Source organism: Rhodococcus sp. KBS0724 (genome assembly GCF_005938745.2).
In the GTDB taxonomy this organism is placed as follows: domain Bacteria; phylum Actinomycetota; class Actinomycetes; order Mycobacteriales; family Mycobacteriaceae; genus Rhodococcus_F.
Window position 1 is genome coordinate 3,971,249 of record NZ_VCBX02000001.1, and the last position, 15,612, is coordinate 3,986,860.

Genomic DNA, 15,612 nt, shown 5'->3' on the forward strand with positions numbered 1-15,612 from the left:
CAACAGGCGTTCCACGCCGATCGACGGAGTTCTGATGACTGAACCACTTCTGGTGGATGATCCGGAAGTAGCGCTGGATGGCTCGACACTGACCGTGGGACGGGTAGCGGGACTCGCAGGGGCGCCCATCGTCGTGTTGCCTACCGTTCGGGCGCTCGAACTGACGCTACAGTCCTGGGAGACAGCTGTCGGAATAGCGGCCCGTCAGCCCGTGTATGGGAGAACCACCGGAGTTGGTGGGAATCGCGATACCTCGGTGGCAGACGGTGCCGAGCAGGACCTTCGTTTGTTGCGAAGCCATGCGACAGGGTCAGGACCGGCGCTACCCGATCACATTGTGCGCGCGGCCATGATTATCAGGATCAACCAGATTCTCAATGGCGGATCCGGAATGCACCCCGATATCGTCGGTGCGCTGGTGGATTCCGTCGCGTCCAGTCAACTACCGATCGTCCATGCGCGTGGAGCGATCGGGACAGGCGACCTCAGCGCATTTTCCGAGATTGCGCTCGGATTGATGGGAGAAAGTGTGCGAAGTGACGGGTCAGTTCACACCGCGTGGGCCCCACATCAAGGTGATGCCTTGCCACTTATCTCGACAAATGCCATGACAGTCGCGATCGCCAGTAACACGGCCGTCGACGTCGCGGACTGGCTGCGGCACTGTCTTGTTGTTAGCGTCCTGTCGACCATCGCTACCCGAAGCTCATCGGAACCCTTTGCTGCACAGGTGCAATCGGCAAGAAAGCACCCTGGACAAGAAGAAGTTGCTGCTCGGATTCGTGAACTTCTTGCGCCGCACATTGTCGTAGCCGCGAGAGTGCAGGACTCGTTCGGGTTTCGCGCATTGCCACAAATTCTGGGAGCGACGTGGCAGGCACTCCAACGATTGAATGTGACGTTAAGCGTCGAGATGAACTCGTCGTCGGAGAATCCCCTGGTATCGGTCGAGGACGACAAAGTCTTTCACAACGGTAACTTTCACGGAATGCCCATCGCATTGGCTATCGACGAAGCGAAGTTGGCGTTGGCCAGTGCCGCACTGCTGTCGCAGTGCCGACTCGCGAACCTCTCGGATCCGAGCGTCACCGGCCTGCGTGCGTTTCTGGCCGACGGGCCCGCGGGTAGTAGCGGGACGATGCTGCTCGAGTACACGACCTCGGCAGCCATCGCGGAAATTCGGTCGTCCGCTGCACCGGGTTCGCTGGGGCATACGGTTATTTCTCGAGGGACCGAGGACCATGCCAGCTTCGCCTCTCAGGCCGCAACACAACTCACTGACATCCTTGTTCAATCAAGGCTCGTGCTTGCGTGCGAATTGATTTCGGCAATCCGAGCGCTGAGGCAGCAGAACCGTGTGCTCGATCCGGTCACCGAGTTGGGTGCCTACGTGCTGCGTGCCCAAAGCGTTCTCGACGCGCGCACCGAGGATCGGCCGCTCAGTGCAGACCTCGCTGCCGCGGTGACATTTCTTGCGCGAACTCCATGACTTCAGCGAATCACCAGAGCTTCACTCCCCTCCCGAGTGGGTCAGCACTCGGTTCGACACGAAAGTAGTACGCCGATGATCAAATTCGACAAGGTAAGCAAAGCGTATCCAGACGGTACGGTCGCCGTCGACAAGCTCGATCTCGAATGTCCGACAGGAAGGATCACTGCTCTTGTCGGCCCCTCCGGCTGTGGTAAGACCACCTCGCTGCGAATGATCAACAGACTGATCGAGCCGACTTCGGGAACTATCTCTCTGGACGGGGAATCGACGTCGGGTATGGATCCTGCATTACTGCGTCGCCGCATCGGCTACGTGATCCAGCATGCAGGTCTGTTTCCCCATCGGACCATCGTGGACAACATCGCCACTATGCCGCGACTTCTTGGCAAATCGAAGAAGGAATCACGCTCGCGTGCAATGGAGTTGCTGGAGACGGTTGGACTCGCGGTCAATTTCGCAGACCGGTATCCTTGGCAGCTGTCCGGTGGGCAACAGCAGCGAGTCGGGGTGGCTCGAGCTTTGGCGGCCGACCCGTCCTTCATGTTGATGGACGAACCCTTCAGTGCGGTGGATCCGGTGGTTCGTGGTCAGTTGCAGGACGAATTCCTACGTTTGCAGAAGGAGCTAGGAAAGACGATTATCATCGTCACCCACGACATCGACGAGGCTCTCAAGCTGGGCGACCAGGTGGTTGTTCTCCGGACCGGAGGCATCCTGGCTCAAGCGGCGACCCCACTCGAATTGTTGACGCAACCCGCAGACGAATTCGTGGCTGATTTCGTGGGGCGAGACCGTGGCTATCGATCATTGGGATTTGCAACATTGGATGGAAGTTTGCCCACCTCCCCCGAACCCATTGCGCACCTGGGAGATACGGCGGAGTCTGCGCGCGGTGCAACATCGGATAACTGGCTACTAATCGTCGACTCCGGAGGGAAGCCGCTCGGCTGGGTGGAGCCTGCTCGGCTCACCGGCATCATCCGGCCTGATGATCTGAATCTCAGTGGCACGGTTGCGAACTCCAGCGGAACGATGCGCGCTCTGCTGGACGCAGCGCTGTCGGCACCAAGCAAGCGAGGCGTAGTAGTGGACGACCACGGCGAACTCATCGGCGCGGTTACCGCTCATGCGGCAATTGACGCCATCGAGGCGGCAGACTTGGTCTCTGCAGGGGTCGGTGCCCAATGAACTTCGAATGGCTCGGACGACAATCCGACCGCATCGTCGATCTTGTGGGGTGGCACATCCTGTTGTCGCTGATTCCGTTGGTGATCGGACTGGTCGTGGCACTGCCGATCGGTTGGGTGGCGCATCGCAGTCGACGCCTGCACCCCTATGTAGTGGGGACCGCCGGATTGCTCTATACGATTCCGTCGTTGGCGCTGTTCGTATTGTTGCCACCGCTACTGGGAACCAAGATATTGGATCCGATGAACATCATCGTGGCGCTCACCGTTTACACGGTGGCACTCTTGGTGCGGGTTGTTGCGGACGCGCTGGACGCGGTTCCGCCGGAAACGGTCTTGGCGGCAACCGCGATGGGTTATCGCCCGTATCAAACCTTGCTGAAAGTACAGTTGCCGGTTGGTGTTCCGGTGATCTGTGCCGGACTTCGAGTGGCTGTCGTCTCCAATGTCAGCCTGGTCTCGCTCGGGGCGCTCTTGGGAATCCCGCAGATAGGCTCACTGTTCACGCAGGGGTTCCAACTCCGGTTCTACACCCCCATCATCGCGGGTATCGCGCTGTGTCTGGTGCTGGCCCTCATTCTCGACCTCCTCATCATGTTGGCGAATCGGCTGTTGACGCCGTGGACCCCGAAAGTGACGACATCATGATCGACTTCCTGCTCGATTCCGCTCATTGGAGTGGCTCTGACGGTATCCCGACTCTGGTTCTGCAGCACCTCATGTACACCTTCTTGGCGCTCGTCGTCGCCGCAGCCATCGCGATTCCTCTCGGCCTGTACATCGGCCATACCGGCAGGGGTTCGGTAGTGGTTGCGGGGCTGGCGAATTCACTGCGCGCGTTGCCCACGATCGGCCTGCTGATCCTGTTGGTCCTGATCATTGCCCCCTCGTTCTCGAATCGACTCGCCTATTTGATTCCCAGCTTGATCGTTCTGGTATTGCTGGCGATCCCACCGATTCTTACGAACACGTACGCCGGCGTACGTGCCGTCGATCAAGCGGCTGTCGACGCGGCGCGTGGAATGGGTTTTCGATCCATGCGCATTCTTACCGAGGTGGAAATTCCTTGTGCATTGCCATTGATGCTCTCCGGTGTCCGCAGCGCAGTGCTCCAGATCGTTTCCACTGCAACGGTTGCCGCATACATCTCGCTGGGAGGTCTCGGACGGTTGCTCATCGACGGCAAGGCCCAGAGCGACTACGGGCAAATGGCCGCCGGCGCTGTTCTGGTTTCACTCATTGCACTCGTATTCGATGTGGGAATCGGCGCGTTGACGACTCGAATCGTCTCGCCTGGACTGACCAGGCGAGACCGCTCGAAGGTCAAGCAGTCGATCATAGCGCCGACGCCCACCGCCGTACCGGCACCTACACCCATCTAAGGACATTCGACATGAAGAAGTTGTTGACGGCCGCTCTGGTCGGCGCCACTGTAGTAGCGCTCTCCGCGTGCGGAATCGGCAAGGATCCCCTGGCTGCGGGCGGTGGTGGTAGCAGTGAGGGCGCGATCGTCATCGGTTCCGCGGACTTTCCCGAGAGTCAATTGATTGCGACCATATACGCAGAAGCATTGAAGGCCAATGGCATAGATGTGTCCGAGAAGTTCAATATCGGTAGCCGGGAGCTGTACATTCCGGCGCTGCGCGACGGTTCCATTGATCTGATCCCCGAATATTCGGGGGCTCTGTTGCAGTATCTCGACAGCAAGACCACGGCCACTGCGTCGGACGAGGTGGCCACCGAACTAGAAGCCAAGCTTCCCGCCGGCTTGGTGGCTTTGGAATCTTCACCCGCGGAAGACAAGGACGTCCTCGCCGTCAAACAGGAAACCGCCGACAAGTATTCGCTCGAGACCGTCGAAGACCTCGTGGAGCATGCCGACAAATTGACTCTCGGTGGGCCACCTGAGTGGAAGACGAGGGAAAACGGTGTGGCCGGTTTGAAGAGTCGATACGGTTTGACGTTTCGGGAGTTCCTGGCGCTCGATGCGGGTGGGCCGTTAACGCTCAATGCACTGCTGAGCGGTCAGATCCAGGTTGCGGATATCTTCAGCACCGACCCGTCGATGCGGTCCGAGAATCTGGTGGCGCTCGAGGATACGAAGCACCTGTTTCTTGCTGAGAACATCACGCCCGTTATCAACGAGTTGAAGGCGCGTGAGGATGTCCGTCAGGTGCTTGCCGGCGTCTCGGCAGCGTTGACCACGGAAGATCTGATCGAGATGAATCAGCGTGTTGCAGACCTGGACGACATGACGGATATCGCTCAGGAATGGTTGCAGGAGAACAGTTTGATGCCTTGACCGGGCTTGGTCCGGATGCACAAACGGCCGCCGCGCCAGGAAGTCTTCCTGGTGCGGCGGCCGTTGCGATCGAGGAGATGGTCAGAGCGGACGTGCTACGGGGACGTGCTTGGTGACTACCCTGTGGATCAGTCTCGCCGCAGCGCGTGCAGTTCGATTGTCGATATCCAGGGACGGATTCAGTTCGGCCACGTCGAGAACGGCGAGTTTTCCACTTTTCGTTACCCGGTCGCACACGTACTGAATTGTTTCCATCGGAACGCCGTACGACGCCGGGGCGCTGACACCGGGGGCGACTGAGGCCGGAAGAACGTCGAGATCGATGGTGAGATAGACGATGTCAACGCTGCCGAGGAAGCCGTCCAGAAAGTGCTCCACGTGGTGGCGGTCGCCGACACCGCACTGATCGTCCAGGAGGTACGTCACTCCGAGATCGTGTGCTGTGTCGAACAGAGCCGTGGTGTTGCTCGGTTGGCTGATGCCGACGACGGCATACCGATGCGAGGTGTCCGCAGCGGCTTCGTCCTCGGCGATCTGACAAAAGGGTGTGCCGGAACTCGGGATCAGATCTGCGCGGAGGTCGAAATGCGCATCGAGGTTCAAGATGCCGAGAACCGTGTCAGGTGTGCGAAGCGCCGCATCGGCCACCCCGAGGTATGTCCCGTATGCAATCTCATGCCCGCCCCCGAGCACTACGGGGAAGTGTCCGTCATCGAGCGCCGTACATACAGCAGTGCCAAGGGTTGTTTGACCCGCTTCGAGATTTTCACCGGACACCACGACGGTGCCTGCGTCCTGCAGAATCAATGGTTCTGCCAGAGCCATCGACGACAACGCCGACCGCAGTGCCGCCGGGCCGTGGGCGGCACCGCGACGGCCTTTGTTTCGGCGCACGCCTTCGTCGCTCGAGAAGCCGATCAGCAGACAATCTCCGGGAGGGAGGTTCGCACTGTGGGGTTGCATCGCTTGGTGCCACCGCAGGTGTTCTGGACTGAGCCCGTCTGACCGGCCAGTCCACGGTTTGGGCGCGATGTCGACGGTGATGGCATGTGCCACAGGGACCTCCCGATAATTGATGTCAATAAGTGGTGGTGAGTTGCCCGTTCTTCCACACGTCCCGCACCAGCGGAACTCCCGGCCGGTAGGCCAGATGGAGATAGGACGGGGCGTCTAGGGATATCGCGTCGGCGCGGGTTCCGATGCTCAGAGTCCCGATGTCGGTGCGTTGCAGGGCCTGAGCGCCGCCGGCGGTGGCCGACCAGACGGCTTCGGCCGGGGTCATGTGCATGTCGCGCACCGCTACGGCGATGCAGAACGGAAGACTGGTGGTGTAGCAGGTGCCGGGATTGCAGTCGGCGCCTAAGGCAACTGTGACGCCGGCATCGAGCAGTGCGCGAGCATCAGGGTATTTGTTGCGGGTCGAAAAGTCCGCGCCAGGCAGCAGAGTTGCGACAGTGGAACTCTGAGCCAGGGCGTCGATGTCGTCTGCGGTGACGTAGGTGACGTGATCGACCGATGCAGCACCCATCTCGACAGCAAGTTGCACTCCGGGGCCTTCGCCGAGTTGGTTTCCGTGCACACGCGGGATCAGCCCAGCGGCGACGCCGGCACTCAGAACAGCGTGTGCCTGTTCACGATTGAATGCTCCGCGCTCACAGAAGACATCGATCCACTTCGCGTGCGGTGCGCAGGTTGGGATCATCTCGTCGCACGCCATCGCGACGTAATCATCAGCGCGGCCGGCGAATTCGGGTGGAGGAACGTGAGCAGCCAACAGCGTTACCTCGTCGGTGAACTGCCCGGCAATCAGCGTGCTGCGCAGTTCGCTCTCCGTGTTCTGTCCGTATCCGGTCTTGCATTCGACGGTGGTACTGCCCGAGCGCAAGGACTCATCTAGTAGGCGTCGGACGTTGGCCCTCAACTCGTCTTCGGTGGAGCGGCGGGTGGCCTCGATGGTGTTGCGAATGCCGCCAGCCGCATACTTCTCGCCGGCCATGCGGGCGGCGAACTCCTCAGCTCGTTCACCGCCGAACACCAAGTGCGAGTGGCTCTCCACAAAGCCGGGAATGACTGCCCGGCCGCCGATATCCTGACCGATATCGGCAGCCGGGGCGTCAGTGGAATTGCCGACCCATACAACGACGCCTGCGTCGAAAACGACTGCGGCATCGCGGAGTACGCCCAATTTTCCCTCACCGAGAGACGGGTCGTTGGTGACGAGCGTTCCGATGTTGGTCAGAACTGTGGTTCGAAAACCGTTCGTGGTCACTTTATTCCTTGTCTCGGGAGTGGGCGTCGGAGATGGTTCAGTTTTCGTTCATCGGGATACGTACGCCCCGTGTGGCAGCTGTGTCGAGAGCGTGGTCGTAGCCCGCGTCCGCATGGCGGATGACGCCCATTCCCGGATCGTTGGTGAGAACGGCTTCGAGCTTGCGCGCCGCCAGATCGGTACCGTCTGCGATGCACACCTGACCTGCGTGCATCGACCGCCCCATGCCCACGCCGCCACCCTGGTGCAGTGATACCCAGGATGCGCCGGAAGCTGTGTTGACCAGCGCGTTGAGGAGTGGCCAGTCCGCGATTGCGTCGGACCCGTCGATCATGGACTCCGTCTCGCGATAAGGGGAGGCAACGGAACCCGAGTCCAGGTGGTCTCGGCCGATGGCGATCGGTGCCGATAGTTCTCCGGACGCGACCATCTCGTTGAACTTGAGTCCGGCAAGATGCCGTTCGCCGTATCCGAGCCAGCAGATGCGGGCCGGGAGGCCTTCGTAGGCAACCTTTTCACCTGCCATGGTGATCCAGCGACGCAGGTGCTCGTTGTCCGGGAAGAGTTCGAGAATGGCCTTGTCGGTTGCCTCGATATCCTTCGGGTCGCCCGACAGGGCCGCCCAGCGGAAGGGGCCGAGGCCTTCCTCGAAGAGCGGACGGATGTACGCCGGAACAAATCCGGGAAAGTCGAAGGCACGGTCGTACCCGGCTTTGCGGGCTTCGTCGCGGATGGAGTTTCCGTAGTCGAAGACCTCGGCGCCGGCGTCCATGAAACCGACCATGGCTCGGACGTGTGCGGCCATCGCGTCACGCGAGTCCTCGGTGAACTTCTGCGGATCCTTCTTCGACATGGTCTTCATGTCGCCGAAGTCGATGCCGATCGGCAGGTAGGCGAGGGGATCGTGCGCCGAGGTCTGGTCGGTCACGATGTCGATGGGGGCCTTCATCTCCAGCAGCGCCGGGAAGATCTCTGCCGCATTGCCTTCGAGGCCGATGGAGAGCGGCTTCTTCGCATCGCGTGCCGCGGTCGCCAGTTCGAGCGCGTGCTCGATACTCTCGGCCTTGGTGTCGAGATACCGGTGAGCGATGCGACGGTCGATGCGCGTGACGTCACAGTCGACGCAGATCGCTACACCGTCGTTCATCGTGACGGCGAGCGGCTGAGCACCACCCATACCGCCGAGTCCGGCTGTGAGCGTGATGGTTCCGGCGAGCGAACCGTTGTAGCGTTTCTTGGCGATGGCGCCGAAGGTCTCGTAGGTACCCTGCAAGATTCCCTGAGTTCCGATGTAGATCCACGAGCCTGCCGTCATCTGGCCGTACATAGTCAAGCCGAGGTCTTCAAGCCGTCGGAACTCCTCCCAGTTCGCCCAGTCGCCCACCAGATTCGAGTTGGCGATCAGTACACGGGGCGCCCACTCGTTGGTGCGAAAGACACCGACCGGCTTACCCGACTGGACCAGCATGGTCTCGTCGTTCTTCAGCGTCTTCAGCGTGGCGACCATGGCATCGAAGGCTGCCCAACTACGTGCTGCGCGACCGGTTCCGCCGTACACGACAAGGCTGTCGGGATGCTCGGCAACATCGGGGTCGAGGTTGTTCATGAGCATCCGGAGGGCGCCCTCCTGCTGCCATCCGAGTGTGGTGAGTTCAGGGCCGCGGGGAGCGCGCACGAGGCGGGCCTCGTGGCCGGGGGTACTGATTTCCATGTTGATCTCCTTGCTGTGCCGAAGTGTGGTGCGGTCGGTGCGTCGGTCCAAGTGCTCGTTTCGACGCAGGGAGTCAGTTCGACACGAGTCGCTCCAACGGAGGTGCTGATGCGGACCGTTTGTGTGCTGAGTCACTGCCACCGAAATTTAAATGTATAGGCCTGTATATACAATGTCAATGAACATGCTTGAATGCGTCCCGTGTGACGGTTGTGCCTAGGCTCACATTCTGAAATGATCATCTTGTCTAGTCCTGTATAGACAACACCACATCAAGATTCCAACAAGTCGAGAGCAGCGTGGCTCCCGACGGAAGGTGCTGACATGAAGCCGGTTTCAGCCGACGCGAAGCCCATGGCCGCTCGAGTGCGCACGTTGTGCGGCCCGTATTTCGAGGGGTTGTCGGCGAAACAATACGCTGCGCTGAGCGATCAGCGGAAGCAAGCAGTGGTCGCCTCGCACGCCGAAGTCGCGAGAAGTCGCGGATCAGCCTCGTCCGTGGTTCGCGACTTCCCGGCTGGTGTATTGGGTACCGGCCCGGCACTTCAGGTCGTCAGTGCGGATATGCCGCACCTCGTCGACGCCGTCCTCGAAACGCTCTCTCGTTCGCGAGTAGAAGCGGAATTGACCCTGCACCCCGTCCTTGGCGTTGTATACGACGCTGACGGCGTTCCGGCTCTTGCCTCTGAGAACGTAGACAGGGAGGCCGTACGGGTCGAGTCCTGGATCCACCTCGGGCTCCACGAGAGTTGCACGGATGATCAAGCGACCCGAGTGGTATCGGACATCCGCGCCGTGCTTGACCGAATCGCTCGAGTTCATGAAGATAGTGAAGCTCTGGGCCGCGCAGCGGACCAGGCCAGGGAGCAGTTGCTGTCGGCGGGCTGCGGTGAAGAATCGGAATTCTTAAGGTGGTGCATCGCCGGCAACTTCGCCTTCGCCGGTTGTGTTCAGCAGACGGCGACCGAGTCGATGTCGCTCGGTGTGCTTCCCTCTCAGAGTTTCACGACGATCCCACGAAGCGACGATTCGCCGATGACGGTCGGCATCGTTCACCTCGGTCGGCAGTACGGGAGATCCGAGTACGTCACCGCAATCGACATCCGTCTCCAGGAGAGCCGTCACCGATTCGTCGGATCCTTCACGGCTACCGGTGAGGGTGTCGACGTGCGTGACGTGCCGTTGGTTCGAGACCGAGTCGGACAGGTGCTGAGTTCGGTTGGGTATGACGGCGACTCATATACCGGGCAGGCAATGTTGGCAGTGGTGCAATCCATTCCGCTGGCCGAGATACTGATCACCAGCCCTTCCGACCTCGCAGACGTGCTGGACGAGTTGACGTCAGTCGAGGGGCGACGTTCGATGCACGCCTTCATACGTTCGGTGGGTGACGGTCGTGAGATCGCAGTGCTGCTGTTCGTGCCACGAGAGAAGTTCAGCACCACGATCAGGATCACAGCGGAATCCGTGCTCGCGAGCGCTTTGAGAGCCGAGAACATCGAATTTTCCAGCCGCGTATCGGAATCCCCTTTGGCGGTAGTGCATTTCACGGCAACTGTGGATCACGACGCGGAGTTCGTTTCGGTGCGTCGCGCGCGTGAGCTCCGTGATCGAATAGTCGAAGCCTGCTTGACGTGGGACGACCGTTTTCTTGTCGGCGTCACGCAGTTCGAAGAGCGGAACCGCCGCAGATGTTTTGCCGACCGACTCCCACCGGCCTACAAGCAGGATTTCGACGCCGCGCGAGCACTTACGGACATGTCGGTCATCGAGGATCTTGAAGCCGGCTCCGTAGATCTGAGGTTGTCGGCTGTCACAAATGAGCGTGGTAGTCATCGGCTTTCGTTGTTCGTCGCGGGGGCGCCTCTCTCGCTGGGCGAGGTATTGCCCGCGCTGCAGAGCTTTGGTATCGAGGTGCTCGACGAGCGCCCGTACCTTCTCTCTGGGGACGCTGACGACGCGTACTGGATCTACGATTTCACTCTGAAATTTGCCAATGCCCCGACCGACGGATTCGACGAATTCGCACAGCGGCTCGCCGCCGCCTTTGTCGCCGTCCAGACAGGACGCGCCGAGGCGGATCCGTTCAACGAGTTGATTGCTCTGTCCGGTCTGAACTGGCGTCAGGTTGTTGTCCTGAGGGCGTACTCGGAGTTTCTCCAGCAAGCACGATTCCCCTACAGCGCATCCCGCATCGCGGAAGTGCTGTGCGCGCATTCCGGCATTGCCGCGCAATTGATCGAGTTCTTCGTACAGCGGTTCGACCCCTTAGCGGAGAACGGCGACGGTGGCGTGGCAAGTGCCGTCGCTGCAGAAACGGCTGTGGCGCACGTGAGTGGACTCGACGCGGACCGAATACTGCGGGGTCTTCTCGGTCTGATCCGACATACATTGCGAACCAACTACTTTGTCCGTGACGAGCTCGAGTTCGACCACTTGTCTCTCAAGTTCGACTCGGAGAGGATTAGTGAATTACCCGCTCCGCGACCCAAGTTCGAGATTCTTGTCTATTCGCCGTCGGTGGCGGGTGTACACCTACGTTTCGGTTCGGTGGCCAGGGGTGGACTTCGATGGTCCGATCGCAAAGAGGATTATCGAACCGAAGTACTCGGGCTGGTCAAGGCGCAAGCTGTCAAGAATGCTGTGATCGTGCCGGTCGGAGCCAAGGGCGGGTTCGTGGTGAAGCGTCCTCCGCTCCCCACGGGCGTGGCTGCCATCGATCGAGAAGCGTTACTGGCGTCGGGGATCAGCAACTATCGAACGTTCATCGGTGGACTCTTGGATGTGACCGACAACGTCGATTCGCAGTCGGGAACGGTATTACCTGCGCCGAAGGTGGTTCGGCATGACGCCGACGACACGTATCTTGTCGTAGCTGCGGACAAAGGGACGGCAAAGTTCTCCGATATCGCGAACGATGTTGCAGCGCAATACGACTTCTGGCTCGGTGATGCCTTCGCGTCTGGTGGATCGGTGGGATACGACCACAAGGCAATGGGAATCACCGCGCGGGGAGCATGGGAAAGCGTGCGACGTCACTTTCGGGAACTTGGCGTCGATACCCAGACCGAGGATTTCACCGTGGTCGGTATCGGCGACATGAGTGGCGACGTGTTCGGCAACGGAATGCTGTGCAGCAGGAAGATTCGACTGATTGCCGCGTTCGATCACCGTCACATCTTTGTCGATCCTGATCCGTCCGCGGGTGATTCCTTCGAGGAACGATCGCGTCTGTTCGCTTTACCTCGGTCCTCCTGGGCGGACTACGACTCGACGATGATCAGCTCCGGCGGCGGAGTGTGGGATCGCTCCGCGAAATCCGTGCCGATCAGCGCAGAAATGAGGGCTGCGCTTGGCCTCGATTCGGATGTCACCGCGATGACTCCGCCGGAACTGGTTCGTGTGATCCTGAGGGCGCCGGTAGATCTGCTGTGGAACGGCGGAATCGGAACGTATGTCAAATGCGTGGCGGAGTCCGACCTCGACGTCGGTGACAAGAGCAACGATTCCGTTCGGGTGAACGGGAACGAATTGCGCGTTCGAGTGGTCGGTGAAGGCGGCAACCTCGGTCTGACTCAGGCGGGGCGCATCGAGTTCGCACGTACCGGTGGCCGCATCAACACCGATGCGCTGGACAACTCGGCGGGAGTCGACTGCTCGGACCACGAAGTCAACATCAAGGTGCTAGTCGATGGATTGATTGCGTTAGGTTCGCGAACGCGAGAGGAGCGTTCGGAACTTCTTGCCTCCATGACGGGCGAAGTATCCGCTCTTGTCCTGGCGGACAACCATTCTCAGAACGAACTGATGGGAACAACCCGCGCTGACTGCGCCCAGATGCTCGGAGTGCACAGTCGCCTGATCAGCAGCCTGGAGGCTAAGGGATCGCTGGACCGCCGTCTCGAAGTACTGCCGACAAAAAAGGAGGTGGCGGCACTGCGAAAATCCGGGCTCGGCTTGTCCTCTCCGGAACTCGCGACGTTGACGGCTCACATCAAACTCGACCTGAAAGCGGAACTTCTGCAGGGCGACTTGATCGACAATCCCGTATTTCTTCCGGTTCTCGTGCAGTACTTCCCGGAGCAATTGCGTGATCACTGCGAAGGCATCGTCCGGCATCCACTTCGCCGCGAGATCATTGCCACCGTACTCACCAACGAGGTTGTCGACCGTGGCGGAATCACCTACGTTTTCCGGCTCGGAGAGGAAATCGGGGCGAGGCCCGAAGACGCTGTGCGTGCTTTCACGATCGTCACCGCGGTTTTCGGATTACGTGAACTGTGGGCCGAGATTCGAGATGCTCGGACCACAACAGATGTGTCCGACGAGCTGATTCTCCTCACCAGGAGACTGCTCGATCGTGCGTCACGGTGGATGCTGACGCGACGGCCACAACCCTTGGCCGTCGGTGCTGAAATCCTGTCGTTCCGTAAACCGTTCGTTTCAGCTTCGGAGTTGTTGCGTGAATGGATGGTGGGTTCCGACCTGCAGAACCTTGCCGCGCGATCGAGCGCGATCACGGAGAAAGGCGCTCCCGAGACAGTTGTGCACCGAGTTGAGTTGCTTCTCGATCAATTCGGCCTTCTCGATGTTGTCGAAATCTCCGATCGTGCAGGCCGCGATCTTGACGAGACCGGATCACTATACTTCCGCTTGAGTGAATACGTCGGTCTTGTTCCGATGCTCAACCGTGTGTCCCGTCTGAGCAAGGACGGACGGTGGAATGCGTTGGCGAGACTGTCGCTGCGGGACGAGTTGTACGCCACGATACGGGCCCTCACACTCGACGTCCTGAACACGGGGGCAGCGGGTGAGTCCACCGAGTCGAAGCTTGCAGGCTGGGAGGTGAGAAATGCTCCCAGGATCGAACGGTCCCGACTGACGTTGGCAGAGATCGAAGATTCAGGTGAACGTGACCTGGCCGCGCTTTCCGTCGCGACCAGCCAATTGCGGCGGATGGTCAACCAGTGATGCGGAGGCCAGCGGTGCAGACTGGCAGAATGCCCGAAACGGATAGACTTCGATCACCGGGTGGGAGAACCGACTTGGTGGTTTCCTACGAACAGGTGCAGACGATGGCGATTGCCGAGGTAGACGCAGAACTCGCGCTGCTGTTCAACGAGGCAGGCGGCGAATCCGCTCCGGCGTACGAGCGTGTCAAGAACTTGGTGATCTCCCAAATCAATTCCGGACGATGGACCGAGGGTGATCAACTACCGTCGGAGAACCAGTTGGTCAGTGCGCTGGGACTTTCGCGTATGACGATCAACCGTGCGCTTCGTGAACTAACCAATGACGGCCTCATCGTGCGGATGATCGGCGTCGGAACATTTGTAGCGGCGACCAAGGCTGCGTCGCCGTTGTTCGAGGTCAAGAACATCGCCGACGAAATTCAACGACGGGGTCACCGACATCGCACGGAGGTTGCCTTCGTCCGAGAAGAGGAAACCGACCACACACAGACGTTCCTTCGGGAATCTGTCGGGAAGACGATCTTCCATTCGCTGATGGTGCATTTCGAGGACGAGACGCCAATCCAGGTCGAGGACCGATACGTGAATCCGCGTGAGGCCCCGGAGTACTTGTCTCAGGATTTTGCGACCGTGACTCCCAATAATTATCTCAGCGAGGTGGCACCCCTGGTACGTGGTGAGCACATCGTGGAAGCAGTATTGGGCAGCGCCGACGAATGCAAACTCCTGCACATCGATCGCGCCGAACCCTGCTTGTTGATCCGCCGGCGCACATGGTCAGCCCACGGGTTGGTCAGCGCAGCCCGGTTGATTCATCCCGGCTCACGCAACCGACTGGAAGGCACATTCGAGCGGTGACCCCACGGCTGCACTGGCACTCGTTGTGTGGCCGGGCGGGATAACCTGCCGCGCGGCTTGGCTCCGGGGGGGTCAGCTAAGACCCTCACTACAACGACCCATTTCTCTTGCACGAGAACCTGCAAGTTGGTAGATCCTGGAGCTGCGGTGTACGTCAACGCCTCACAATTTGGAACCTGAGACATTGACTCTCAGGTGGGGCAACCGAGATCGCATTGTTATCGATGATGTTTCTCTCCGAAAACCATACGAACTCCGCTGAGACCTGCACACACGTAGGTCTCTGTGACTCGGTCCGATTGAGTCAGGTGTTTGCTCCGAAGCACGGCCTTGAGCGTTTCTGCCTTCTCGATCGCGTTCCATCGACGCGCACGGCGCAGCGCATTGCGGATCTCCGGTGATCGACAATCTCGCAGCCGTCGATGGTGTCGGTGCCTGGGGCGGCCTGCACCGTCGACCGTTTGAAGCGCGACGAAGGACCGAAGGGGTGGCCAGGGCAGACAGCACCGAACCACAATTCCAGGAGACAAGGACAGTCGGGGGACACCGGACGTGCTCGATCGCGATTTCACCGCCCAAGCTCCGAACCGCGCATGGGTTATACCGATTTCACCTATTGCCGAACGTGGGCAGGGTTCGTCTACGTCACATTCGTGATCGACTGCTTCTCCCAGGCAATCGTCGGCTGGCACGCCTCCACAGTGAAGGACACGGCCATAGTCACCACGGTGTTGAAGATGGCGTTGTGACGACGCGATCACTGCGGACATCGGGTCGGCAATGGGTTGATCCATCACAGCGATGCCGATAGCCAACATAC

11 protein-coding genes are annotated in these 15,612 nt (G+C 60.0%); 8 read left to right on the plus strand and 3 right to left on the minus strand.

From position 1 onward, the window contains the following. Window positions 1-34: 34 nt before the first annotated feature. The 5 genes from FFI94_RS18210 to FFI94_RS18230 all read left to right on the plus strand — a co-directional run bounded on the left by FFI94_RS18210 (window position 35) and on the right by FFI94_RS18230 (window position 4,981). A complete protein-coding gene (locus tag FFI94_RS18210) occupies window positions 35-1,489 on the plus strand; it encodes an aromatic amino acid ammonia-lyase (RefSeq protein ID WP_138869068.1) in 1,455 nt (484 codons plus the stop codon). A gap of 75 nt (window positions 1,490-1,564) precedes the next feature. Beyond that, a complete protein-coding gene (locus tag FFI94_RS18215; protein WP_138869069.1) occupies window positions 1,565-2,680 on the plus strand; it encodes an ABC transporter ATP-binding protein in 1,116 nt (371 codons plus the stop codon). Beyond that, window positions 2,677-3,327 (plus strand): ABC transporter permease, encoded by a 651-nt coding sequence (locus FFI94_RS18220; protein ID WP_138869070.1) that lies wholly within the window; start codon window positions 2,677-2,679, stop codon window positions 3,325-3,327. Before FFI94_RS18215 ends, FFI94_RS18220 begins: the two co-directional genes overlap by 4 nt. Then, window positions 3,324-4,061: an ABC transporter permease gene (locus tag FFI94_RS18225; RefSeq protein ID WP_138873265.1), complete on the plus strand. Its 738-nt coding sequence runs from the start codon at window positions 3,324-3,326 to the stop codon at window positions 4,059-4,061. Before FFI94_RS18220 ends, FFI94_RS18225 begins: the two co-directional genes overlap by 4 nt. A gap of 11 nt (window positions 4,062-4,072) precedes the next feature. Continuing rightward, entirely contained in the window at window positions 4,073-4,981 is a 909-nt protein-coding gene (locus tag FFI94_RS18230; protein WP_138869071.1) for an ABC transporter substrate-binding protein, read from the plus strand. 81 nt (window positions 4,982-5,062) lie between these two features. Here the strand turns inward: FFI94_RS18230 and hutG are convergent, their stop codons facing one another. The 3 genes from hutG to hutU are packed head-to-tail and all read right to left on the minus strand — an operon-like array spanning window position 5,063 to window position 8,961. Beyond that, window positions 5,063-6,037 carry a formimidoylglutamase gene (hutG, locus tag FFI94_RS18235; protein WP_138869072.1) on the minus strand — a complete coding sequence of 325 codons (975 nt, stop codon included), beginning with the start codon at window positions 6,035-6,037 and terminating at the stop codon, window positions 5,063-5,065. 22 nt (window positions 6,038-6,059) lie between these two features. Then, window positions 6,060-7,250: an imidazolonepropionase gene (gene hutI, locus FFI94_RS18240; protein ID WP_138869073.1), complete on the minus strand. Its 1,191-nt coding sequence runs from the start codon at window positions 7,248-7,250 to the stop codon at window positions 6,060-6,062. 37 nt (window positions 7,251-7,287) lie between these two features. Beyond that, window positions 7,288-8,961: a urocanate hydratase gene (hutU, locus tag FFI94_RS18245; RefSeq protein ID WP_138869074.1), complete on the minus strand. Its 1,674-nt coding sequence runs from the start codon at window positions 8,959-8,961 to the stop codon at window positions 7,288-7,290. 324 nt (window positions 8,962-9,285) lie between these two features. On the opposite strand from hutU, the gene FFI94_RS18250 reads away from it, so the two are divergent. From FFI94_RS18250 to FFI94_RS18260, 3 genes are all read left to right on the plus strand, one after another. Then, the gene (locus tag FFI94_RS18250; protein WP_260684191.1) at window positions 9,286-13,932 is read left to right on the plus strand and encodes an NAD-glutamate dehydrogenase; all 4,647 of its coding nucleotides are present in this window, start codon (window positions 9,286-9,288) and stop codon (window positions 13,930-13,932) included. Window positions 13,933-14,036: 104 nt separating this feature from the next. Continuing rightward, window positions 14,037-14,792, plus strand: coding sequence for a histidine utilization repressor (gene hutC / locus FFI94_RS18255; RefSeq protein WP_260684501.1), 756 nt, complete (start codon window positions 14,037-14,039; stop codon window positions 14,790-14,792). A 593-nt stretch (window positions 14,793-15,385) separates the two neighbouring features. Further along, window positions 15,386-15,541 carry a DDE-type integrase/transposase/recombinase gene (locus FFI94_RS18260; RefSeq protein ID WP_138869076.1) on the plus strand — a complete coding sequence of 52 codons (156 nt, stop codon included), beginning with the start codon at window positions 15,386-15,388 and terminating at the stop codon, window positions 15,539-15,541. Window positions 15,542-15,612: the final 71 nt, after the last annotated feature.

Coding starts and splice junctions, on each gene's coding strand:
- hutU (WP_138869074.1), bottom strand. CDS start 8,961: ATGGAAATCAGTACCCCCGGCCACGAGGCCCGCCTCGTGCGCGCTCCC.
- FFI94_RS18215 (WP_138869069.1), top strand. CDS start 1,565: ATGATCAAATTCGACAAGGTAAGCAAAGCGTATCCAGACGGTACGGTC.
- FFI94_RS18225 (WP_138873265.1), top strand. CDS start 3,324: ATGATCGACTTCCTGCTCGATTCCGCTCATTGGAGTGGCTCTGACGGT.
- hutC (WP_260684501.1), top strand. CDS start 14,037: ATGGCGATTGCCGAGGTAGACGCAGAACTCGCGCTGCTGTTCAACGAG.
- FFI94_RS18260 (WP_138869076.1), top strand. CDS start 15,386: ATGGGTTATACCGATTTCACCTATTGCCGAACGTGGGCAGGGTTCGTC.
- FFI94_RS18210 (WP_138869068.1), top strand. CDS start 35: ATGACTGAACCACTTCTGGTGGATGATCCGGAAGTAGCGCTGGATGGC.
- FFI94_RS18220 (WP_138869070.1), top strand. CDS start 2,677: ATGAACTTCGAATGGCTCGGACGACAATCCGACCGCATCGTCGATCTT.
- FFI94_RS18250 (WP_260684191.1), top strand. CDS start 9,286: ATGAAGCCGGTTTCAGCCGACGCGAAGCCCATGGCCGCTCGAGTGCGC.
- FFI94_RS18230 (WP_138869071.1), top strand. CDS start 4,073: ATGAAGAAGTTGTTGACGGCCGCTCTGGTCGGCGCCACTGTAGTAGCG.